Below are 21,910 nucleotides of genomic sequence, written 5' to 3'. Positions count from 1 at the left end.
CGGTTCCCGCCGGACATTACCTACAAAACATCACCTCCGCATCGATGCGAGGCAATCATCTTGTGATCATTTGTTGACGTTCCAGGTCAGCCGCGTGTCGCCTGGACGAGAAATCGGTGCGCGGTCACCGTGTAGTGGCCGTGCGTCCGGATGGTCGCGTCGATCCGGCGCAGCGCGCGGTCGTACCGCTTCGGAGTGAAATCCCGGACCTGCCACGGCACCGCCCGCAGCTGATAAACCAGGGCGCCGATGTCGTGGAACGTCAGCGGCGGCCGCTCCTCGCGCACGTCCGTCACCCGCAGCCCCGCGGCCTCCAGGGCCGCGACCGCCTCGTCCGCCGTCCAGCGCGTCGCGTACGGCGGCGGCGCGCCCAGCTCCGCGTTCAGGTCGGCGAGATCGTCGCTGCCGACCTGCTGGCTCAGCAGCGTGCCACCGTGCTTGAGCAGGCGCGCGATGTCGTCGGCGGGCAGCCGCCCGTGCCGGCTCAGCACGACGTCGAACTCCTCCTCGCCGCCGGGCAGCTCGGTGACCACGGCCACCCCGTACGGGGCGAGCCGGTCGCGTGCCACCGCGACGTTCGGCGCCCAGCCCTCGACCGCGACGGTGTGCGTGGGCAGGGGCGCGAGCTCCACCAGCAGCTCACCGCCGCCGGTGTCGAGGTCCAGCAGGCCGTCGGCGCGGCGCAGTAGCGGCCGGGCCAGGTCCGGATAGGACCAGGACGGGTCCGATCCGACCGCGCGGCCGTCCAGCCAGGCGAATTCCCAGCCGATGACCGGAACGCCGACGGCCTCGCCAACGAGCTGGTCGTACCGCGGTGGAGAACGCATGCCTGACGGTAACCGGACCGTTCCGCTGGGCGCGAGCGGGTACTGCGCGGTCTACGATCCGGACATGGTGCGTCTCGGCGGTCGAACGGATGTCGCAGCGATCGATGCGAGACCATTCGTGGCCGCGCTACCGCCGCTGATCGCACAGTGGCGCTCGCTCATATTCACCGACGGGGTGGTGCTGCACCCCGTCACCGAGAAGCCGCACGACGGTCTGCGGGTGGTCGGCGGCCTGCATCCCTACCCGGGCGCCGCCTACCGGCTGATGCTCCGCGAGGATGACGTGCCCGAGCCCACGCCCGAGGAGGCGCTGGTCGCCGCCCGGCTGGAGGACGCCGACACCCTCGCCGCGGCCGAGTGGGAACGCGGCCGGGTCGCCGTGGCACGCGCCACCGGGCGGGTGGCGACGACCTGGCACACCTACGCGATCACGCTCGAGGCCGACGACCGGGAACGGACCTGCTTCACGGTCCACCACGACCGCAGCGGCACCCGGGCCCGGGTCGAGTTCTCCTCCGGGCCGATCGACGTGCTGCTGCAGGTGCCCGACTGGCTCGGCTCGCACGGCCTGCTCAGCGGCATGGTCAGCGCGCGGGTGCAGGTCGACGCCGGCCGGCTCCCGCCGTACGAGAACGGGGATCCGCAGCTGGTCGCGACGGTGACCCACCCGCGCGGCCGGGCCGTCGCCGAGCTCGGGATGGCCCGCGCCGAGCCGGGCCGCTGGAGCGTGACCACCAGCGCGGCCGCCCGCGGGGTCGGCTGGCTCAGGCCGCTGGTCGGGCTGGTCGCGCCGTTCCTGAAGCGGCCGGTGCAGCGCGGCCTGGACGACTTCCTGGTCGCGCTGCCGCAGCGGCTCGACGTGCTGAACCAGGAGATCGCGGCCCGCTATCCGGCGCCGCCGGACCCGCACACGCTGGCGGCACAGGTGATGGCGGACCTGATCTCGTCGGTGCCGGCGGTGACGCCGGCCTCGTCGGGGCCCTGAGCCGATCAGAGCGCGATCGCGTCCAGGACCTTGCGGGCGTCGTCGTCCAGGTGGACCCGGCGGGTGGTCATGTTGTCGACCAGGTGGCCCAGCGTCGACGTGCCGGGGATGAGCAGCACGTTCGGGGCCAGGTCGAGCAGCCAGGCCAGCGCCACCTGTGACGGCAGCGCCTCGAGGCGGTCCGCGGTGTCCATCAGGTCCGGGTGGGTGAGCAGCCGGTTCACGCCGCCGAACGCCGAGCCGAGCGGGAAGAACGGCACGAAGGCGATGCCGAGCTCCTGGCACTCGCGCAGCAGCGACATGGACTGGCGCTCGATCAGGTTCAGCGCGTTCTGCACGCAGACGATCTCCGTGCGCTGCACCGCGTGCACCAGCTGCTCGCGGGTCACGTTGCTCAGACCGATGCCGGCGATCAGGCCCTCGTCGCGCAGGGAGATCATCGTCTCCAGCTCGACGTCGAAGTCCGCGCCGCCGTCCATCAGCCGCAGGTTGACGGCGTCGAGCCGGTCGACACCCAGCGAGCGCAGGTTGTCGTGCACGCCGGCCCGCAGCTGCTCGGGCCGCATCGCCGGCAGCCAGCGCCCGGCGTCGTCCCGCGCGGCGCCGACCTTGCTCACCAGGACCAGATCCTCCGGGTACGGCGACAGCGCGTCCCGGATCAGGTCGTTGACGTAGTCCGGCCCGTAGTACTGGGCCGTGTCGATGTGGTTGACGCCCAGCTCCACGGCCTTGCGGAGCACTTCGAGGGCGGCGTCGCGGTCACGTGGCGGCCCGAAGGCGCCGGGTCCGGCGAGCTGCATCGCGCCGAAGCCGATGCGTCGAACCGAGCGGTCACCGAGCGGAAAGGTGTCGTCAGTCACAGCCTCACTCTACGAGCCCCGCCCGCAAATACCTGCCCTCCCGCGAGCGACCCTCTGTGTGAGTACCTCCGCTCAGGCGCAGAGACCGGCCAGGATCTCGGCGATCGCCTCCGGCTTGTGGCGCAGCGTCGCGCGGCCGACCGCCAGCTCGCACCGCACCACCGCCGGGTCGCCGGTGTCGGCAACGCTCGGCCACACCCACAGCCCGGTCTCCTCGGAGAGCCGCCTCGCGTTCGCCCGGTAGCGCTCGGCCGGCACCGAGAGCAGCAGGTGCATCATCGGCGTCTGCGGCGGATCGGGCACGACCCGGACCTCCACCACCTCGTCCAGGGCGCTCGCGATCGCCCGGGCGTGCCGCAGCCGGGCCGGCATCTCGGCGAGCGCGCCGTCGAGCAGCCCGAGCGCCGACGACGCCGCCGGCCACATGGCGAACAACGTGCCGCCGAGCCTGCCGCGCCACTCCCGCACCTGGGCGACGTCCTGCTCCGGGCCGGCGACGCAGCAGCCGGGCAGCGCGCCGATGCCCTTGTAGAACGAGACGTAGACGGTGTCGAAGAGCGCGGCGACCTCGGCGGGCGACCGCTCGTATCCGGCGCTGGCCTCCCACAGCCGGGCGCCGTCGAGGTGTACGGCCGCGCCCCGGTCGCGGGCCCAGGAGGTCTGCGCGACGAGGTCCTCCCAGGCCGGCAACGCGCCGCCGAGGTCGCGCTGCGGCAGCTCGAGCAGCAGCGCCGCGACCGGCTCGGCAACCTCGGACAGATCGTCGAGCGTGATCAACTGCTCGATCTCGCCGAGCGGCCGTCCGATCAGCTGGTGCAGCCGCGAGTGCGCCTGCCCCTCGTGCCGGTCGAGGTGGCAGTAGGGATGCCACAGGATCGTCCGGCTGGTCCGCCGGTCCGCGTGCACCCGCAGGGTGGCGCCCTGCGCCATCGTGCCGCTCGGCAGGAACACGGCGGCCGGCTTCCCGAGCACCGCGGCGACATGCTGTTCGAGCTCGGCGACCACGCCGCCCTCGCCGTAGATGTCCGCCGCGGCGCCCGGGTCGATGCTCGCGAGCAGCTCCGGAGGCCGGATCAGCCCGTTGCCGAGGAACGAGTCGGTGCAGGCGGCCCGACGGGCGGCGATGTCATCCACCGTGCCAGTCTCGCCGCTGCGGGCACCGGTGTCAGGCCCATCAGCGCTTGACCGGCATCAGGATCGAGAAGGAGCCGGCGCCGCGCACCGCCAGCGGCTTGATCGGGCCGTCCAGCTCGAGGACCAGCTGCCCGGGCCCGCCCGCCTCCAAGGCCTGCAACAGGAACTCGCGGTTGACCGCGACGTGCGCCTGCTCGTCGGCCGCCCACTCGTCCTCCCGCGCCACCCGCAGCGCACCGGCGGGATCCACCGCCAGGATGGTGAGGGCGAAAGGCTTGCCCTCGTGCTCGCGGGCCACCGCGGGGACCGCGTCCACCGCCGCGCGCAGCGCCGGCAGGTCGACGGTGACCCGCCGGACGCCGTCCGCGCCGAGCTCCACCAGACGGTGGTGATCGGGGAAGCCGACCTCCAGCGGCGGTGCCTCCAGGCGGCGCCCGGCGACGTCGGCACCGATCCGATCCGGGCTCAGCGCGAGCACCACCTGCCCGCCCTCGGCGAGCAGCGCGCGCAGCTCGTCGACGAACGGCAGCGGGGCCACCACCCGGGCCGGCGGCCCGGAGACCCCGGCGGCGGCCTCGGCGACGGCCAGGCGGTAGCGGTCGGTCGCCACCAGGCACAGCGCGGCGGGTTCGGTCTCGAGCAGCACGCCGCCGAGGATCGGCAGGTCCGGGTCGACGGAGGCGGCGAAGCGGACCGCGTCGAGGGCGGCGGCGAGCGCGGCGGCGGGCAGGGTGACAGTGGTCAAGGCGGTCTCCTGAAAATCCAGCAGGGCATGGACACGGGAGAGCTCACGGCGGGCGTCGGCGAGGCCGTCCTCCAGCCGGTGCAGGTGCTCGTCGAGCAGCTTGCGCACCGCGGGAGGGTTGGTCAGCTCCGACACCGCACGGGTGATCTCCGCCACCGGCATGCCGACCCGGCGCAGACCCGCCACCAGGCGGGCCGCCCGGACCTGGTCGTCGCTGTAGCGGCGGTAGCCGTTCACCGGGTCGACCTCGGCCGGCACCAGCACCCCGGCGCCGTCGTAGAAGCGCAGCGCGCTGACGCTCAGCCCGCTGGCCCGTGCGATCTCCCCGATCCCGTGCATCCTGCTCTCCACACCCCGAACCCTGCCGCCTCGACCTGCTCGAGGGTCAAGCGCCGGAGCCATGGTGGGTGACGTCGCCCTTGACGAGCAACTCGCCCTGGTCGTCGCCGACCAGCGTGCCGTGGACCGCCCGCGCGTTCAGGCCGTACCGCCGGTCCCGGCTCAGGCGCAGGCCGGCCCGCACGGCGACGGGCACCGCGACGGCCCGCATGCCGGGGCGCACGGTCGCCATCCACGACCGCACCGCGGCCGCACCGTCGGTGAGGAAGAGCCGCACCCGGCCGTGGCCGCGGCCGGTCACCTGGGCCGGGATCCGCCATCCGCGTACGCCCTCGCCGAGGTCGACCCGGGTCAGCGGCGCCGCCCTCGCCCCGGGTGTGCCGGGCCGCCAGCCCCAGGCGTCGAGGAGCACCGCCCGCCCACCCGCCGTACGCGGGGTGAGCTCGATCTCCGCGACCCGGCCCCGGAAGCCGCCGAGCGGAACCCGGACCTCCTGCGCCCAGGCGGCCGCCGTCGCCGCGCTGCCCGGCAGGCCGTCGAGGCTGACGTCGCCGAGGCCGGTGCGGGCGCCGCCCGGGTCGACCAGCGCGACGCCGAGCCGGGTACCGGTCGTGTTGGGCGGGACGATCAGCCGCAGGGCGAGCGCCCGGGCGCCGGCCAGGGCGGCGGGGGAGACCGGCCGCATCGTGACCGGGGTGCCCGGCGCCGACCAGGCCAGCTCGAGGGCGTACCGGCCGGCCTCCGGGCGGATGTCGCGGTACGTCGCGAAGTGCGGCGAGCCGGTCGTCCACCCGTGCAGGCAGGAGCGGGCCGGGTCCCGGCCGACCTGCGCGCAGATCCGGCCGCCGGTGACGTGCACGCCGGGCGCCGGCAGGGCCGCGGGCGTGCGCCCGGCGCCGAGGGCGTGGCTGAGCACCCGGGCCGGGTCGGCCGACCTCGCCCGTACGCCGGAGCCGTCGAGCAGCGGCCGCACCCGGTCGTCGCCGCCGACGGCGAGCCGGGCCGCCGCGGCGATGTAGGTCGCGCCGGCGCTCTGCTCCTGCCGGGCCGTGAGCCGGGCCGGCCGCCCGGCCGAGCAGACCGGGTCGTCGCCGGCACCGGCGTCGTCCTCGGCGGGCGCCGCCGACTGCCCCGGCGTCCACTCGGTGTTGAAGAAGTTGTGGTTCGCGCCGATCACGTACAGCGAGCTGTGCAGCGCCCGCCCGACGCCGACGCCGCGGGTGCCGTCGACGTAGGCCTGGCCCTGCAGGTCGGCGACGTCCTGGTCGCAGCCGGGGAGGATGGTCGCGGACGGCACGTCCGGCACCGGGTTGTGCCCGAACGCGGTCGGGCCGATCAGCAGCAGGCCGCGGATCCTCCAGCGGACCCGGCCGTGGTAGCCGTCCCGCCCGGCGGGCGGCGGGTTGAGCGTGTCCATCGCGGCGCGGCTCACCCCCTCGCCGCCGCGGGAGTGGCCCATCAGGAAGACCTTGGACATCGCGGCGCGGGGCGCGGCCCGGACGATCGCCGGCGCGCCCGCGCGCCCGGCGCCGGCCCAGTCGGCCCAGCGGGCCAGGTGCAGCCGCACGAGCGCCGAGCGGGCCTGCGCACCGCCGTCGTCGACGTCGCCGTCCTGTGCGTTGACGCCGTTCGCGGAGACCGAGGCGGTCACGTAGCCCTGCGAGGCGAGCAGCCGCTGCGCCTGCAGGTAGCCGCGGTAGCTCGGGATCGGCCGGTGCCCGCGCTCGCACGGCCAGGAGTCCGTGACCGCGTCGGGATCGCCGCCGCGGTAGCAGGTCGAGTGCCGCCCGTGCAGGAACAGCGCGAGCGGCCGCCGGCCGGGTGCGCCCCTCGGCGCGACCACGACGGCCCGCATCTCGACCGGCCGCGCCAGCCCCGGCAGCCGCACGCCGGGCAGGGAGTACTCCCCGGTGACCGTCGCGTGTGGCCCCCGTACACCGGGGTCGGCGGGGTTCGGCGGGAGGGGTGCGGGCAGGACGATCGCGGCGGCCCGGCCGCCCGCCGCGGCGGCGGCCGCGTCCAGGCGCCGGCCGCCGGCGCGTACCTGCAGGTCGTCCAGGCGCCGGGCGGCATCGATCCGCAGCCGGAAGGTCCGGCGGTCGCCCGCCGCGGTCGCCCGGCCGAGCGACCGGCCACCCGCGAAGAACTCCACCGCGGCGTCGCCGGTCGGCACGCGCGCGGCCGCCCGCCAGGTCAATACGTCACCGGTACGCGACCAGCCGCCCGCCGGGTGCGCACACACCGGTACGCCCGCACCGGTCACGAACGCCGAGGCGAGCGCCGCCGCCACGATCGCCATGCGCATCCACCGAAGGATCGCAGTCGCCGATTACCGGCTCCGCCCAAATCGGAGGATCCGCCCCGGAAGGGCTCAGTCGTTAAGGTGCAGGACGGCGTTGAGCTCGACGCCGGTGCCCTTGCGGGGCCGCGCCTCGAGCGCGCCGGTCACCGAGTTGCGCCAGAACAGCAGGCCGTTGACCCCGGACAGCTCGCGGGCCTTGACGACCCGGCCGTCCGGCAGCGTCAGCTTGGACCCCGCGGTGATGTAGCAGCCGGCCTCGACCACGCAGTCGTCGCCGAGCGAGATGCCGATGCCCGCGTTCGCGCCGAGGAGGCTGCGCTCGCCGATCGAGACCTTGTCCTTGCCGCCGCCGGAGAGCGTTCCCATGATCGACGATCCCGCGCCGACGTCGGAGCTGTCGCCGACGACGACGCCCTGCACGATGCGGCCCTCGACCATCGAGGTGCCCAGCGTGCCGGCGTTGAAGTTGCAGAAGCCCTCGTGCATGACGGTCGTGCCGGCGGCCAGGTGCGCGCCGAGGCGGACCCGGTCGGCGTCGGCGATCCGCACGCCCGACGGGGTGACGTAGTCGGTCATCCGCGGGAACTTGTCGACGCCGAAGACCGAGAGGTGCCGGCCGGCGGCGCGCTCGATGAGGCGCAGCTCGTCCACCCGGTCCGGCGGGCACGGCCCGGCCGAGGTCCAGGCGACGTTCGCCAGCATGCCGAAGATGCCGTCGAGGTTCTGCTCGTTCGGCCGCACCAGCCGGTGCGACAACAGGTGCAGCCGCAGGTACGCGTCCGAGGCGTCCTTGATCGGGTCGGCGAGCGAGCCGACCTCGACCCGGACCTCGACGGTCGACAGGCCGGTCAGCGACTTCGGCCCGACGAGGCCGGCGGGCAGCGTCGGCGCTTGGTCCGGCCCGGCGCCCAGGCCGAGGAAGCCGGCCGGGAACCAGGTGTCGAGCACCTGCCCATCGGCGGTGACGGTGGCGAGGCCGATGCCCCAGGCGGGCGAGGTCGAGATCGCGGTACTCACACCGCGAACCCTACTAGGGTCTGTTTCGCACAGGGGGCCGGGCTGCGGCGGCCCCAGCTGCCGCCTGGCCGCACGCCGAGATCACCCGGATACAACACCGGTATCCGGGCAATCCCGGCGCACACCCAGACGACACCTGGACCTCGCCTCGCCTCGACCCCCTGTGCGAAACAGACCCTGGGTTCTCATCTTCCGCCACCCCGGGCGTCGACCATCGCCGCGACGGCGTCGAGCCAGCGCGCGAACGGCTCGTCGACGCCGTCCGCACCGGCGGCGACCTCGAGCCAGGGCCGGATCAGCGCCGACTGCTCCGGGGTCGGCAGCGGCTCCGGCAACCGCGCGGCGTAGCGGGCGCCGCCGCGGCGCACGATCTCCGCGAGATAGGAGAGCGACCGCGGCCGCACCCCGGCCCGGCCGGCCTGCGTCGCCGCCGCGGCCGCGCACCCGCTGACGACCCGGCGGGCGGCGCCGGGGCCGCGCAGGCCGTCCGCGAGCAGCGCGGCGACGTCCACGCCGGCCAGCTGCTCCTCGTTGACCAGGCCTGCACGGTTCATCGTCGCGCTCCCTCCGGCAGCCGTACCGAGCTGGGCGTGCTGGGTATGTCGGGATCGACGCCGTTCACCTGCCCGGCGACGAACTCGTGCTCGGTGATCCAGTACGTGTAGCCCCACGGGTTGTACAGCTGCAGCCGGTCACCCGAGTGTCCGATCACCATCAGCTGGTGCGTCTCGCCGTCCTCGCTGGTGAACAGCGGCACCGGGTAGCCCTCGTCGACCGCGCGCTCGATCGAGGGCACCGTCGCCGCCCGGGCCGCCCGGTCGGCCAGCTCGACATCGTCGTAGCCGGCGCCCGAGCGCGGGGCGATCTCGGCGTCGGCGACGGCCGCCGACTGGCCGGACGTCATCCCGTCGCCGCCGAAGTGCTCCTGGAACCAGGTGCGGCCGTCGTCGTAGAGCCGCGCCTGCTCGTCGCGCAGCCGGTCCGCGAACGCCGCCGGGTTGTCGAACGCCGGATCTCCGGGGTGGCCGCCGGTGGTGAGCCGCAGCGCATACGGCGGGTCGATCTCGGCCCGCGCCGTCACCGTCGACGCCACCACGCAGGTCGGTGCGTCGCCCTGCTCCCATTCGGCGGCACCGAACGTCGTGAAGTCCTTGCCCGGCGCGGGTTCGCCGTCCATCGGCAGCGGGCTCAGGTGCTCGTCCAGCCAGGCCGGGTCGTCGCCGTGGCCCGCGATCAACTGGTCGAACCGCGCCACCTGGTCCACCGGGTAACCCGCCGCCAGCGTCTTCGTCAGGTACGCCCGGTGCTCCGGCGAGCGCGCCGCCGCCAGCAGGCCGGTCATCCGGTCCCGGTCGGCGCCGCCCATCGCCGACAGGGCCGCCGCCGCGCGCTCGTCCATCGCCGTGGTCAGCACCGGCGGGTGCGACCCGGCCGTACGCGCCCAGCCCGCGCCCGCGATCACCACCTCGTCGACCGCCGACAGCGGAGAGCCGCTCAGCCGCCCGGCCCGGGCCTGCGTCTCGATCTCGTGCAGCGCGGTGGCGAGGTCCTCGGCCGCGGCGCGCACGGCGAGGTGCCGGTCCACCCGCTCGTCGATCGCGCCGATCGCGTGCGCGTGCTGTTCGCGCATCGCCTCGCCCTCGTACCCGGGCCCGGGCAGCGCACCCCAGGTCATCGCGCCGACCGTCGTCGCGATCTCCGCCAGCGCGGCGGCGCCGGCGCGGTCCGCGACCTCGCCGGCCACCGGCCCGGCGTGCCGCCGGAGCTGGTCGCCGATCGCGTGGAACGCCGTCGACGCCCGGAACATGTCGTCGGTCAGCGCCCGCAGCGCCTCGCCCGCGCTGACCTGGGTCTCGCCGGCCCAGACCCGGCTGATGCCCTCCCGGACCAGGGGATCGGCCGCGCGCAGCGCCCGCTCGACGGTCTGCGCGACGGCGTCGCAGTGCGCCGCGATCGCGCGCAGCTCGCCGGCGTCCCCGCCGAAGCCGGGCACCGCGGCGGCGCCGCGGCAGGCGTCGGCGAGGTCGTTCGCGCCCCAGGCGCCGTACGCCTCATGGATGTCGTCCTGGGCGTCCTGCAGCCGGTCCAGGTCGTCGCTCATCGGGTGCCGGCCAGTCGCCCGGCGCCGCGCGCGTCGGCGGCGTCGTAGCCGGCGGCCGCCGCCTCGAGCGCGTCGGCCAGCTGCCGCGCGGCCTCGGCGAGGACCTCCAGCTCCCTGCCCCACGCGGCGACCGCGGCCCGGTACGGCCCCGGCGTCGTGTACGCGTCGAACGCGCCCGCGACCCGGTAGTCGCGTTCCGGGGCGCCGGCCTGGATGCCGGCCCTCCTGAGCTGTTCGGCGACCTCGTCCCGGAGCCTGCTGGCGGCCGTCCGGAGCGGTGCCGTATCGACCTGCATGGTGTGCGCCTCCCATCACCGGCCCGAAGGATCCTAATGGGAAACCACGGCCCGTGTCCGCTCCGTCTCGCTCCGCGCATTGAGGCCGGTGCTCTCGTCCGCGCGGTAATGTGCCGCTCATGGCCAACCCGCTGACCCCGGACGTGCTCGCCGACCCCGTCGCGCTCACCCGCGCGCTGGTCGACATCGAGTCCGTCTCCCGGGACGAGAAGGTCATCGCCGGCCACGTCGAGGACGTGCTGCGGCGGCTTCCACACCTGAGCACCGAGCGCCACGGCAACACCGTGATGGCCCGGACCGGCCTGGGCCGCGAGCGGCGGGTGGTGCTCGCCGGGCACCTGGACACCGTCCCGCTCAACGACAACTTCCCGTCGACGGTGGTCGACGATCTGATCTACGGCTGCGGCACCTCCGACATGAAGTCGGGCGTCGCGCTGGCCCTGCACCTCGCGGCGACGCTGCCCGAGCCCGGCTACGACGTCACCTACCTCTTCTACGAGGCGGAGGAGATCGAGTCGCAGTTCAACGGGCTGCGGCTGGTCTCGCAGGCGCACCCGCAGTGGCTCGAGGCGGACTTCGCGGTGCTGCTCGAACCCACCTACGGCGTGGTCGAGGCCGGCTGCCAGGGCACCCTGCGGGCGACGGTGCGCACCACCGGCCGGCGGGCGCACACCGCCCGCGCCTGGCGGGGAGTGAACGCGATCCACGCGGCCGGCGAGGTGCTGCGACTCCTCGCGGACTACCGTCCGCGCACGGTCGTCCTCGATGGCTGCACCTACCGTGAGGGCCTCAACGCGGTCGGGATCACCGGCGGCGTGGCGGGCAACGTGGTGCCGGACGAGTGCGCGATCGAGGTCAATCTCCGCTTCGCACCGGACCGCGACCTGCGGCAGGCGGAGGAGCACGTGCGCGAGGTCTTCGCGGGCTTCGATCTCGAGGTGACCGACTCGGCGCCCGGCGCGATGCCGGGGCTGGCCGCGGCGCCGGCCCGGGAGTTCCTGGCGGCGGTCGGCGCGGAGCCGGAGGCCAAGCTGGGCTGGACGGATGTCTCGCGCTTCGCGGCGATGGGCGTACCGGCGCTCAACTACGGGCCCGGCGATCCGCTGCTGGCGCACACTCAGGACGAGCACGTGGAGATCGGCAAGATCCGGGACGGGGCCGCAACCCTGTACCGATGGCTGACCGCGTACGAGTGATGGGCCGGCGCCAGAAGATCAGAGCGGGTCGGCCATCGGGCGCGGAATCTCCACGGTGGTCTCCGGGTCGAGGGCGGCCTCGACGGGCGGCGGCAGGGCCAGCGCCATGCGCCGTTCCTCGACCACCAGCCGGATGCGCCGCTGCATGCGACGCTGCATCTTCATGCGCTCGTAACGGTTCATCACGGTGGCTCCTCTGCCCAGATGCCCGGCCGGGGACCGGGCGCCGTGTCTGCGCCGTGCGGGTTCGTAACTGTACAGACGCTCCGGAGCTACCGTCCGTTGTTTCAATCTGGCAAAAAGGTCGCGACGTCGCAATCCTCTTGCCAAAACCCAACCGGTTATTCACCGGTTACGGACCGTCCGCACTACGGTGGGTGCCATGACGGACAGCACCAACGGCCGCAGGCGCGTACCCCAGGAGCGTCATCGCGGCGCCGTCACGCTCCGCCACGAATCGATTCCGCTGAGCACCGCCGACGAGAAGCTGCTCGACTCCCACCACCGCGGCGAGTGGAAGACCAAGGACGCCTGGCGTGCCCTGCGCATCCTGTCGGAGTTCGTCGAGGGCTTCGACACCCTCGCGGACCTGCCGCCCGCGGTGAGCGTCTTCGGCTCGGCGCGCAGCGACCCGGACAGCCCCGAGTGCCGGCTCGCCGCCGACCTGGGCGCCGCCCTCGCCGAGGCGGGCTATGCGGTGATCACCGGCGGCGGCCCCGGCGTGATGGAGGCGGCGAACCGCGGCGCGACCGAGGCCGGCGGGATGTCCGTCGGGCTCGGCATCGAGCTGCCGTTCGAGCAGGGCCTCAACGGCTGGGTCGACATCGGCATCGACTTCCGCTACTTCTTCGTCCGCAAGACCATGTTCGTGAAGTACGCGCAGGCGTTCGTGGTGCTGCCCGGCGGCTTCGGCACCCTGGACGAGCTCTTCGAGGCGGTCACCCTGGTGCAGACCCGCAAGGTCACCCGCTTCCCGGTGATCCTGATGGGCACCGAGTACTGGGGCGGGCTGCTCGACTGGATCAAGGGCCGGCTGCTCGCCGACGGCAAGGTCGGCCCGAACGACATGGACCTGATCCGGGTGACGGACGACGTGGAGGAGGCCGTGCAGATCATCGTGGGCGCCGACGGCCCGCAGGCCGAAGACGGAAGCCGGTGACGTGGCGGCCGTCTGCGTCTTCTGCGCGTCCTCCAGCAATCTCGATCGGCGCTGGCTCGAGCTCGCCGCCCAGCTCGGCAAGGCGCTCGGGCCGCGCGGACACACCCTGGTGTCCGGTGGCGGCCGGGTCGGCATGATGGGCGCGGTCGCCGACGCCGCGCGGGCCGTCGGCGCGCACACGCTCGGCGTGATACCGCAGTACCTGGTGGATCTCGAGGTCGCGGACACGGCGGCGGACGAGCTGATCGTCACCACCGACATGGGCGAGCGTAAGAACATCATGATCGACCGCTCGGACGCGTTCATCACGCTGCCCGGCGGCCTGGGCACACTGGACGAACTCTTCGAGGTGTGGACCACGGCCACCCTCGACCTGCACCACAAGCCGATCATCCTGGTCAACACGGCCGGCTTCTACGACGGCATGCTGAGCTGGCTCGACCGGCTCGCGGACACCGAATTCGTCCGCCGTCCGGCGCTGGACCGGCTCGTGGTGGTCGACTCCGTCGAGGCCGCCCTCGACGCGATCCCCGCGGGTACCTGAGCGTCCGCGCCCCGCATGGAACAATTCCCTCCATGCCCCCGCAACGGGCGACCCTGCTCCAGGTCGCACAACGCGCCGGCGTGTCCCGCAGTACGGCGTCGTTCGTCCTCGCCGGACGCCACGTGGACATGCGGATCTCCGAGGACGCCCGGCAACGGGTGCTCCGCGCGGCACAGGAGCTGGACTACCGGCCTAACCTCATGGCCCGGAGCCTGCGCACGAAGGTCACCAGGACCATCGCGCTGGTCTCCGACACGCTCGCGTCCGACCCGTACGCCGGCCGCGCCATCCACGGTGGCCTCGCCGCGGCGGTCGCGCACGGCCACCTGCTCTTCATCGGCGAGACCGAGGGCGACGCGGTCGTCGAGGAGAAGCTGATCTCGGATTTCCTGGACCGGCAGGTCGACGCGTTCGTGTACGCCAGCATGTTCACCCGGTACGTGCGCGTGCCGAAGCTGCTCAAGGGCCATCCGGTCGTGCTGCTCAACTGCCTGACCCGGGCGGCGCGGCCGGCGTACCACTCGGTCATCCCCGACGAGGCCGCGGCCGGCCGGAGCGCGGCCGAGACGATCGTCGGGCACGGACACCGCGACGGCATCCACCTGGTCGGCACCCCGGCGCGGCACGTCTTCGCCGGCCGTGAGCGCCTGGCCGGGATCCGCGAGGGCCTCGCGGCGGCCGGCACCCGGCTTGCCGGGACCATCGAATGCGACTGGTGGCCCGACTCGGCGTACGAGGCGGTCACCGGGGCGCTGGCCGCCGGCCCGCCGCCGAAGGCGATGATCTGCCTCAACGACCGGGTCGCCCTCGGCACCTACCAGGCGCTGCGCGAGGCCGGCCTGGACATTCCGGGCGACGTCTCGGTGCTGTCCTTCGACGACTCGGACCTGGCCGCCTGGCTGCGCCCGCAGCTGACCAGCATCTCGCTGCCGCATTACCAGCTCGGCTGGCGCGCGGTCGAGCTGCTGCTCGACCCGGCCGGCCACGCGCGGCCGGAGATCTGGCGGGTGCCGATGCCGGTCCGTGACCGCGCGTCCATCGGAACGCCCTGATCGGTATCCGTCGTACCCGCGTGGTCTCATTGGTGCCGTGACCTCGACCCCCGGGGCGGTTCGCCGGCCGGCGTACCGGCTCGTCCGCCGCGCCGCCGCCCCCGCGGCGCCGCTGCGCGACGACCCGCTCCAGCGCTACGTGGTCGAGCACGCCGACGGGCCGCTGCTCGTCGTGGGCGGGCCGGGCACCGGCAAGACGACAGTGCTGGTCGAGTCGGTCGCGCAACGGATCGCCTCCGGCGTCGACCCGGAACGCATCCTGGTGCTCACGTTCGGCCGCCGCGGCGCGACGGCACTGCGGGACCGGATCGAGGCCCGGATCGCCGGGTCGAGCTTTCACGAGCCCCTGGTACGCACGTTCCACGCGTACGCCTTCGGGCTGCTGCGGCGGGCCGCCGCCGAGCGCGGCGAGCCCTCGCCGCGCCTGCTGACCGGCCCGGAGCAGGACCTCATCATCCGCGAGCTGCTCGAAGCGGTCGGCGACCCCGAGGTCGAGGACGCGGTGCGGTGGCCCGAGGCGCTACGGCCGGCGCTGCCCACCCGGGCGTTCGCCCAGCAGCTGCGCGATCTCATGCAGCGGTCGGCGGAGCGCGGGATCGGGCCGGTCGAGCTGGCCCGGCTCGGCGAGCGGCTGGGCCGCGACGACTGGCCCGCGGCGGCCCGCTTCCTGCGGCAGTACGTCGCCGTGCTCGCGCTGCGCGACGCGACCACCCGTGGTTCGACGGCGTACGACCCGGCGGAGCTGGTGCGGGCGGCGTCCGGCCTGCTGGCCGACGACCCGGAGCTGCTCGCGGCCGAGCGCCGCCGCCTGGCGCACGTCTACGTCGACGAGCTGGCCGACACCGACCCGGCCCAGATCGAGCTGTTGTCGCTGGTGGCGGGGGGTGGCACGCCGCTCGTGGCGTTCGCCGACCCGGACTCGTCGGTCTACGGCTTCCGCGGCGCCGACCCGCAGGCGGTGAGCGGCTTCCCGCACCGCTTCCGGACCGCGTCGGGAGCGACGGCCGAGGTCATCACGCTGCACACGAGCTACCGGGCCGAGCCGGCGCTGCTCGACGCGACCGGCCGGCTCTCCCGCCGGATGCGCGGCGCCACCCGCCACCGCCACCTGCACCCACCACCATCCACCGAGCCCACCGCCACACCGATCCCTCCGCAGGCGGGACCCCCTGCGCCGGTCTCTTCGCAGGCGGCGCCTGCCGCGCCGGTCTCTTCGGAGGCGGGGCCTACTGCGCCGGTCTCTTCGGAGGCGGGGCCCACCGCGCCGGGCCCTTCGCAGGCAGGGTCCACCGCGGCGGACTCTTCGCAGGTGGGGACCGGCGCGGCGGACTTTGAGCGTGCGGTGCCTGGCGCGCCGGTCCCTCCGCAGGCGGCGTCTGGCCGGGCGGAGGCTGAGCGCTCCGCACCCGGCGGGGCGGGTGCGGAGCAGGTGGTGGCCGGGGCCGTCGTGCGGACATTCCGGTCGCCGACCAGCGAGACCTCCTACGTCGCCCACGCGTTGCGGGAGGCGCATCTGCTGCACGGCGTGCCGTGGTCGCGGATGGCGGTCGTGCTGCGGTCGACGACGCTGCAGCTGCCCTCCATACAGCGGGCGCTCGCCGCCTCCGGCGTGCCGACCGTCACCCATTCGGAGGATCTTCCGCTGCACCTGCAGCCCGCCGTCGCGCCGCTGCTGCTCCTGCTGCGCTGCGCGCTCGAGCCCGGCGTCCTCGACGAGGAGGCCTCCGTCGCGCTGCTGCACTCGCCGCTGGGCGGGGCCGATCCGCTGGCCGAGCGGCGGCTGCGGCAGGGCCTGCGGGCGCTCGCCCTGGCCGCCGGCGACCGCCGCCCGTCCGGCGAGCTGCTCCTGGACGCGCTGCGCGATCCGGCCGGGCTCGCCGTCGTGGAACGCCGCTGGGCGGTGCCCGCGCAGACCATCGCCCGCCTCATCGCCACCGCGCGGGAGGCGGCGGCCGCGCCCGGCGCGACCGCCGAGCAGGTGCTCTGGTCGGTCTGGCGGGCCAGCGGCCTCGCCGAGCGCTGGTACGGCCTGAGTACCCGCGGCGCACCCGTCGAGCCCGGCGGCGAGGGCGGCCGGGCCCGGCAGTGGCGTGCGGAGGCGGCCGACCGCGACCTGGACGCGATCGTGGTGCTCTTCGACGCGGCCGCCCGCTTCGTCGACCGGCTGCCCGGCGCCCGGACCGAGGTCTTCCTCGACCACGTCCTCGGCCAGGACCTGCCGGCCGACTCGATCGCACCGAGCGCCGACCGCGGCGAGGCCGTCCGCCTGCTGACCGCGCACGCCGCCAAGGGCCTCGAGTGGGACGTGGTCGTGCTGGCTGGCGTCCAGGAGGGCATCTGGCCCGACCTGCGGCTGCGGGGAAGCCTGCTCGGCTCGGAGCGCCTGGTCGACTACCTGGCCGGTCGGGCCGCGTCCGGCGCTGCGGCGGTGGTCGGCCAGACCTCGGCGCTGCTGGACGAGGAGCGGCGGCTCTTCTACGTCGCCGCGACCCGGGCCCGGCGGCGCCTGGTGGTGACGGCGGTGGCGTCGGCCAGCGTCGGCGGCTCCGACGGCGAGGAGCAGCCGAGCCGCTTCCTGGCCGAGCTCGGCCTGCCGGACGGCCGCGGCGGCCCGGGCCGCGAAGACCCGCCGGACCCGGCCCCCGACGACCCGGACGACCCGGGCCCGACCGAACCCGACCCCGACCCGTGGGACCACCCCACCCCTGCCGACGAGCCGGACCTTGCGGATAGGCCCGGCTCCGGCGCCGAGCCCACCGCTGCGGATGGACCCGGCGCTGGTGACGACATCGGCCCGGCCGCCGGTCCTGACGAGGACGCGGCGGTGGTCGACGAGCTTGAGCTGCCGGTGGGGCGGCCGCCTCGGGCGCTCACCCTCGCCGCGCTGGTCGCCGAGCTTCGTACCGCCGTTGTGGCGCCGGATGCGACGCCCGAGCGGCGGCACGCCGCCGCGGCCGAGCTGGCCCGGCTCGCCGCCGCGGGCGTACCGGGCGCGCATCCCGATGAGTGGTGGGGCCTGCGGGGGCTCTCCGACGAGCGGCCGCTGGCCGAGGAGGGCGAGCCCGTCAAGGTCACCCCCTCCTCGATGGAGAGCGCCCTGCGCTGCAGCCTGCGCTGGCTGCTCGAACGCCACGGCGGAGCCGCTCCGGCCGGACCCGCGCAGGGCGTCGGCAACCTGGTGCACGCCGCGGCGATGCTCGCCGAGGACGCGAACGCCGACCGCGAGCGGCTGGTCGAGTACGTGGCCGCGCGTTTCGACGCCATCGAGCTCGCCGCCCGCTGGCTGGCCGGCCCCGAGCAGGACCGGGCGCAGGGCATGGTCGACAAACTGCTGCGCTGGCTCGCCAAAAACCCGCGCCGGCTGCTCGCCATCGAGCACGAGTTCACCGTGCGGCTCGACGATCCGGCCCGGCCGATCCAGCTCACCGGCCGTGTGGACCGGCTCGAGGTCGACGAGCAGGGGCGCCTCGTCGTCATCGACCTCAAGACCGGCAAGACCACCACCGTCTCCGCCGGCGACGTCGAGGAGCACGCCCAGCTGGCCGGCTACCAGGCCGCGGTCGACGCCGGTGCGTTCCGGGAGTTCGGCGACGAGAGCGGCGGCGCCGCCCTGGTCCAGCTCGGCCCGACCAAGGAGGCCCGCGAGCAGATGCAGCTCCCGCTCGCCGAGGCCACCGACCCGAACTGGGCGTACGCGATGGTCCGCCGCACCGCCGACACGATGGCCGCGGCCACCTTCTCGGCGGTCGCCAACGCCAAGTGCCGGGTCTGCCCGGTCCGGACCAGCTGCCCGATCTCCGGGCAGGGCCGGCAGGTCGTCGAGCCGTGACCCAGCCCAGCCTCTTCACCGACCGCGCACCCCGGCCCCGCCGCCGCGCCGACGCGGGCCCGCGTTACACCCCGATCGAGCTGGCCCGGCTGCTGCGCCTGCACCAGCCGACCCCGGAGCAGGCCGCGATCATCGCGGCCCCGGTCGAGCCGGTCCTGGTGGTCGCCGGCGCCGGCTCCGGGAAGACCGAGACCATGGCGTCGCGGGTGGTCTGGCTGGTCGCCAACGGGTACGCCCACCCGGACGAGATCCTCGGCCTCACCTTCACCCGCAAGGCCGCCGGAGAGCTGGCACACCGGGTACGCACCCGGCTCGGCCAGCTCGTGCGCCGCCTGGGCCGCCAGGACGCCCTCGCGGGCGAGCCGACGGTCGCCACCTACCACTCATACGCGGCCCGGGTGGTCACCGAGCACGGGCTGCGCGCGGGCTACGAGCCGTCCGCCCGGCTGCTCACCGAGGCCGCCCGCTGGCAGATCGTCGACTCGCTGGTGCGCTCGTACACGGGCGAGATGACCGGGTTGAACCGCGCGCCCGGCACGGTGACCGACGACGTGCTCGCCCTCTCCGGCGAGCTCGCCGAGCACCTGGTCACCCCCGACGACCTCGCCGCCTGGACCGGCCGCTTCTACGCCGAGGTGCAGGCGCTGCCGGGCCGGGTCTACAAGGACGTCGGCGACATGCTGCTGCGCCAGCGGCACCGGCTGACCCTGCTGCCCCTGGTCCGCCTCTACGACGAGCGCAAGCTCGCGATCGAGGCGATGGACTTCGGCGACCAGATGGCCCGCGCGGCCCGGGTCGCCCGCGACCATCCGGAGGTCGGCGCGATCGAGCGGGGCCGCTTCAAGATCGTGCTGCTGGACGAGTACCAGGACACCAGCCACGCCCAGGTGGTGCTGCTCAACGCGCTCTTCGGCGGCGGGCACCCGGTCACCGCGGTCGGCGACCCGTGCCAGTCCATCTACGGGTGGCGGGGCGCGTCGGCCGGCACCCTCGACCGGTTCCCGGCGGAGTTCACCGGGCCCGGCGGCCGCGAGGCCTGGGTGCTCAACCTGACCCGGAGCTGGCGCAACCGGCCGGAGATCCTCCAGGTCGCCAACGCGCTCTCCCGGCCGCTGCGCGCCGCCGGCGCCCGGGTGGCCGAGCTGACCCCGGCGCGGCGGGTGGCCGACCGGGTCGGCGGGCGGACGGTCGCCTGCGCGCTGCTGCACACGTACGCGGATGAGGCCGCCTGGATCGCCGACGCCATGCTCGCCTCCTGGCGGGCGGCCGCCGGGCTGCCCGACGCCCTGCCCGGCGACATCCCGCTCGAGAAGCGGCCGACCAGCGCGGTCCTGGTCCGCGTCCGCAGCCAGATCCCGGCGATCGAGGAGGCGCTGCGCTCGCGCGGCCTGCCGGTCGAGGTGGTCGGCCTCGGCGGCCTGCTGGACACCCCGGAGGTACGCGACGTCGTCTGCACGCTGCGGGTCCTCGCCGACCCGACGGACGGTGCGGCGCTGCTGCGGCTGCTGACCGGCGCCCGCTGGCGGATCGGGCCGCGCGACCTGGTCGCCCTGCACCGGCGCGCCCGGTCCATCGCCGCGGCCCGGGTCGCCGGCACCACCGGCGATCAGCCCGAGGACATCGTCGCGGACCGGCTCGACGACGCCACCCTGGTCGAGGCCATGGCCGACCTGGGCGCGCCGCAGCAGTACTCGCAGGAGGGCTATGCCCGGCTGCGGGCGTACAGCCGGGAGCTGGCCGAGCTGCGGCGGCGCCTGGACCAGCCGCTGCCGGACCTGGTCGCGGACATCGAGCGCACCGTCGGCCTCGACGTCGAGGTGGCGGTGCGCGGCTGGGGCGCCGGCGACGCGGGCCTGGCCCGTGGCCACCTGGACATGCTGGGCGACGTCGCGGCCCGGTACGCGGGCGACACCGGCGGCGGCACGCTCGCGGGCTTCCTCGCGTTCCTGGCGGCGGCCGAGGAGGAGGAACGCGGGCTGACCCCGGGCCAGGTCGACGTGGTCGAGGGCGCGGTGCAGGTGCTGACCGCGCACGCCGCGAAGGGCCTGGAGTGGGATGTGGTGTCGGTCGCGGGGCTGACCAAGGGCGTCTGGCCGGGCATGACCCGGGGGTCGGACCACTTCCTGATGGGCATCGGGGTGCTGCCGTTTCCGCTGCGGGGCGACGCCGACGGGCTTCCCGGGCTGGATCTCTCGCGGGCCGTGGACCAGAAGGACGTCGCGGCGGCGCTGACCGCCTTCGGTCGGGCCTGGCGCGAGCACGACGAGCGCGAGGAGCGCCGGCTGGCGTACGTGGCGGTGACCCGGCCGCGGCGGCTGCTGCTCTGCTCGGGCTACTGGTGGGGCGACGGGGTGAAGCGGGCCCGAGGGCCGTCGGTCTTCCTCGAGGAGATCCGGGCCTCCTGCCTGGCGGGCGCCGGGGTGGTCGAGGAGTGGGCGCCGGAGCCGGCCGGGGACGCGGCCAACCCGAGTGCGGAGCTGGTGGCGACGGCGGAGTGGCCGTCGGACCCGCTCGGCGCCCGGCGGCCGGCGATGGCGGCCGCGGCGGACCTGATCCGGCGCATGATCGCCAGTCCGGAGGCCGAGACGGCCGCCGCCTTCGTGGCGCTCGCGGCACAGGACGACGAGGTCGCCGGCCGCGCCGGGCTGGCCGCCGACCTGGTCGGGCTGCCGGCCGAGGGCGATCCGCCGGTGCCCGGGCGGCACCGCCCCGGCGCGGGCACTCCGGCGCGGGTACCGGAGCAGCCCGGGACGGCGGTTTCCGAGGACCCGGACCTGGAGCGGTGGCGCCGGGAGGCGACGATCCTGCTCGCGGAGCGCGACGAGCGGGCCCGGCGCGACGGCCCGCTCGAGGTGGCGTTGCCGCCGCACCTCTCGGTCTCCCAGCTGGTCGTGCTGCGGCGCGACCCGCAGGCCCTGGCGCGATCGTTGCGCCGCCCGCTGCCGCAGCGCCCGGCGCCGCACGCCCGCCGCGGCACCGCCTTCCACGCCTGGCTGGAGCAGCGCTACGGCTCGGTGCGGCTGCTGGACCTCGATGAGCTGCCCGGCGCGGCCGACGACGACGCGGCCGCGGACGAGGAGCTGGCGGCGCTGCAGGAGGCGTTCCTGGCCGGCGAGTGGGCCGACCGGACCCCGATCGAGGTCGAGGTGCCGTTCGCGACCACGGTGGCGGGCGTGGTGGTGCGTGGGCGTATCGACGCGGTCTTCGCCGAGCCGGGCGGCCGGTTCGACGTCATCGACTGGAAGACGGGCCGCCGCCCGACCGGCGCGGACGCGGAGGCGGCGGCGGTGCAGCTCGCGGCCTACCGGATCGCCTGGGCGGCCCTCGCCGACGTCCCGGTGTCGCGGGTCCGTGCGGGCTTCCACTACGTCCGTGACGGCGTCACCGTCCGCCCGTCCGACCTACCGGACGCGGAAGGCCTGACCTCGCTGATCGAGGAGGTCCCGCAGGCCACGAACGCCGACCCCGCGCCGGATCCGGCCGAGGCCGAATAGATCCGCGGCCCGGGGCCGATCCGAGTGTGG

At 75.0% G+C, this 21,910-nt stretch carries 17 protein-coding genes; 7 read left to right on the top strand and 10 right to left on the bottom strand.

What is annotated here, in order from left to right:
• Nucleotides 1-86: 86 nt before the first annotated feature.
• Nucleotides 87-827 (bottom strand): methyltransferase domain-containing protein, encoded by a 741-nt coding sequence (locus ACIBSW_RS03525; protein ID WP_354722876.1) that lies wholly within the window; start codon nucleotides 825-827, stop codon nucleotides 87-89.
• A 118-nt stretch (nucleotides 828-945) separates the two neighbouring features.
• On the opposite strand from ACIBSW_RS03525, the gene ACIBSW_RS03520 reads away from it, so the two are divergent.
• Nucleotides 946-1,812, top strand: a complete 867-nt coding sequence (locus ACIBSW_RS03520) for a hypothetical protein (RefSeq protein WP_354722874.1) — start codon at nucleotides 946-948, stop codon at nucleotides 1,810-1,812.
• 5 nt (nucleotides 1,813-1,817) lie between these two features.
• Here the strand turns inward: ACIBSW_RS03520 and ACIBSW_RS03515 are convergent, their stop codons facing one another.
• The 8 genes from ACIBSW_RS03515 to ACIBSW_RS03480 all read right to left on the bottom strand — a co-directional run bounded on the left by ACIBSW_RS03515 (nucleotide 1,818) and on the right by ACIBSW_RS03480 (nucleotide 10,606).
• A complete protein-coding gene (locus ACIBSW_RS03515; RefSeq protein ID WP_354722872.1) occupies nucleotides 1,818-2,672 on the bottom strand; it encodes an oxidoreductase in 855 nt (284 codons plus the stop codon).
• A 72-nt stretch (nucleotides 2,673-2,744) separates the two neighbouring features.
• A complete protein-coding gene (locus tag ACIBSW_RS03510) occupies nucleotides 2,745-3,806 on the bottom strand; it encodes a beta-eliminating lyase-related protein (RefSeq protein ID WP_354722870.1) in 1,062 nt (353 codons plus the stop codon).
• 40 nt (nucleotides 3,807-3,846) lie between these two features.
• Nucleotides 3,847-4,890: a MerR family transcriptional regulator gene (locus ACIBSW_RS03505; protein WP_354722956.1), complete on the bottom strand. Its 1,044-nt coding sequence runs from the start codon at nucleotides 4,888-4,890 to the stop codon at nucleotides 3,847-3,849.
• A 46-nt stretch (nucleotides 4,891-4,936) separates the two neighbouring features.
• Nucleotides 4,937-7,195 carry a hypothetical protein gene (locus tag ACIBSW_RS03500; protein WP_354722868.1) on the bottom strand — a complete coding sequence of 753 codons (2,259 nt, stop codon included), beginning with the start codon at nucleotides 7,193-7,195 and terminating at the stop codon, nucleotides 4,937-4,939.
• 66 nt (nucleotides 7,196-7,261) lie between these two features.
• Nucleotides 7,262-8,209, bottom strand: coding sequence for a 2,3,4,5-tetrahydropyridine-2,6-dicarboxylate N-succinyltransferase (dapD, locus tag ACIBSW_RS03495; RefSeq protein WP_354722866.1), 948 nt, complete (start codon nucleotides 8,207-8,209; stop codon nucleotides 7,262-7,264).
• Nucleotides 8,210-8,394: 185 nt separating this feature from the next.
• Entirely contained in the window at nucleotides 8,395-8,763 is a 369-nt protein-coding gene (locus ACIBSW_RS03490; protein ID WP_354722864.1) for a hypothetical protein, read from the bottom strand.
• The gene (locus ACIBSW_RS03485; RefSeq protein WP_354722862.1) at nucleotides 8,760-10,310 is read right to left on the bottom strand and encodes a hypothetical protein; all 1,551 of its coding nucleotides are present in this window, start codon (nucleotides 10,308-10,310) and stop codon (nucleotides 8,760-8,762) included. Before ACIBSW_RS03485 ends, ACIBSW_RS03490 begins: the two co-directional genes overlap by 4 nt.
• Complete coding sequence (locus ACIBSW_RS03480) at nucleotides 10,307-10,606, bottom strand: type VII secretion target (protein WP_354722860.1); 300 nt, start codon at nucleotides 10,604-10,606, stop codon at nucleotides 10,307-10,309. The genes ACIBSW_RS03485 and ACIBSW_RS03480 overlap by 4 nt, the downstream gene beginning before the upstream one ends.
• Before the next feature lie 119 nt (nucleotides 10,607-10,725).
• Here ACIBSW_RS03480 and dapE point away from each other — a divergent pair, with 119 nt between their 5' ends.
• Nucleotides 10,726-11,802, top strand: a complete 1,077-nt coding sequence (gene dapE, locus ACIBSW_RS03475) for a succinyl-diaminopimelate desuccinylase (protein ID WP_354722858.1) — start codon at nucleotides 10,726-10,728, stop codon at nucleotides 11,800-11,802.
• An 18-nt stretch (nucleotides 11,803-11,820) separates the two neighbouring features.
• Here dapE and ACIBSW_RS03470 read toward each other — a convergent pair whose 3' ends face one another.
• Nucleotides 11,821-11,985 (bottom strand): hypothetical protein, encoded by a 165-nt coding sequence (locus tag ACIBSW_RS03470; RefSeq protein ID WP_354722856.1) that lies wholly within the window; start codon nucleotides 11,983-11,985, stop codon nucleotides 11,821-11,823.
• A gap of 199 nt (nucleotides 11,986-12,184) precedes the next feature.
• On the opposite strand from ACIBSW_RS03470, the gene ACIBSW_RS03465 reads away from it, so the two are divergent.
• Genes ACIBSW_RS03465 through ACIBSW_RS03445 form a run of 5 tightly spaced genes read left to right on the top strand, consistent with a single transcriptional unit; the run spans nucleotide 12,185 to nucleotide 21,880 of the window.
• Entirely contained in the window at nucleotides 12,185-12,961 is a 777-nt protein-coding gene (locus tag ACIBSW_RS03465; protein ID WP_354722853.1) for a TIGR00730 family Rossman fold protein, read from the top strand.
• Nucleotide 12,962: 1 nt separating this feature from the next.
• The gene (locus ACIBSW_RS03460; protein ID WP_354722851.1) at nucleotides 12,963-13,505 is read left to right on the top strand and encodes a TIGR00730 family Rossman fold protein; all 543 of its coding nucleotides are present in this window, start codon (nucleotides 12,963-12,965) and stop codon (nucleotides 13,503-13,505) included.
• 32 nt (nucleotides 13,506-13,537) lie between these two features.
• Entirely contained in the window at nucleotides 13,538-14,557 is a 1,020-nt protein-coding gene (locus tag ACIBSW_RS03455) for a LacI family DNA-binding transcriptional regulator (protein WP_354722849.1), read from the top strand.
• 37 nt (nucleotides 14,558-14,594) lie between these two features.
• On the top strand, nucleotides 14,595-18,386 hold the full coding sequence (locus ACIBSW_RS03450) for a UvrD-helicase domain-containing protein (RefSeq protein ID WP_354722847.1): 3,792 nt from the start codon (nucleotides 14,595-14,597) through the stop codon (nucleotides 18,384-18,386).
• A complete protein-coding gene (locus ACIBSW_RS03445) occupies nucleotides 18,383-21,880 on the top strand; it encodes a UvrD-helicase domain-containing protein (protein ID WP_354722845.1) in 3,498 nt (1,165 codons plus the stop codon). Before ACIBSW_RS03450 ends, ACIBSW_RS03445 begins: the two co-directional genes overlap by 4 nt.
• Nucleotides 21,881-21,910 lie beyond the last annotated feature (30 nt).

This window comes from Actinoplanes sp. NPDC049668 (assembly GCF_044465445.1).
In the GTDB taxonomy this organism is placed as follows: domain Bacteria; phylum Actinomycetota; class Actinomycetes; order Mycobacteriales; family Micromonosporaceae; genus Actinoplanes.
The sequence above is the reverse complement of the archived record's forward strand: the minus strand, read 5'-3'. Positions and strand labels throughout refer to the sequence as shown.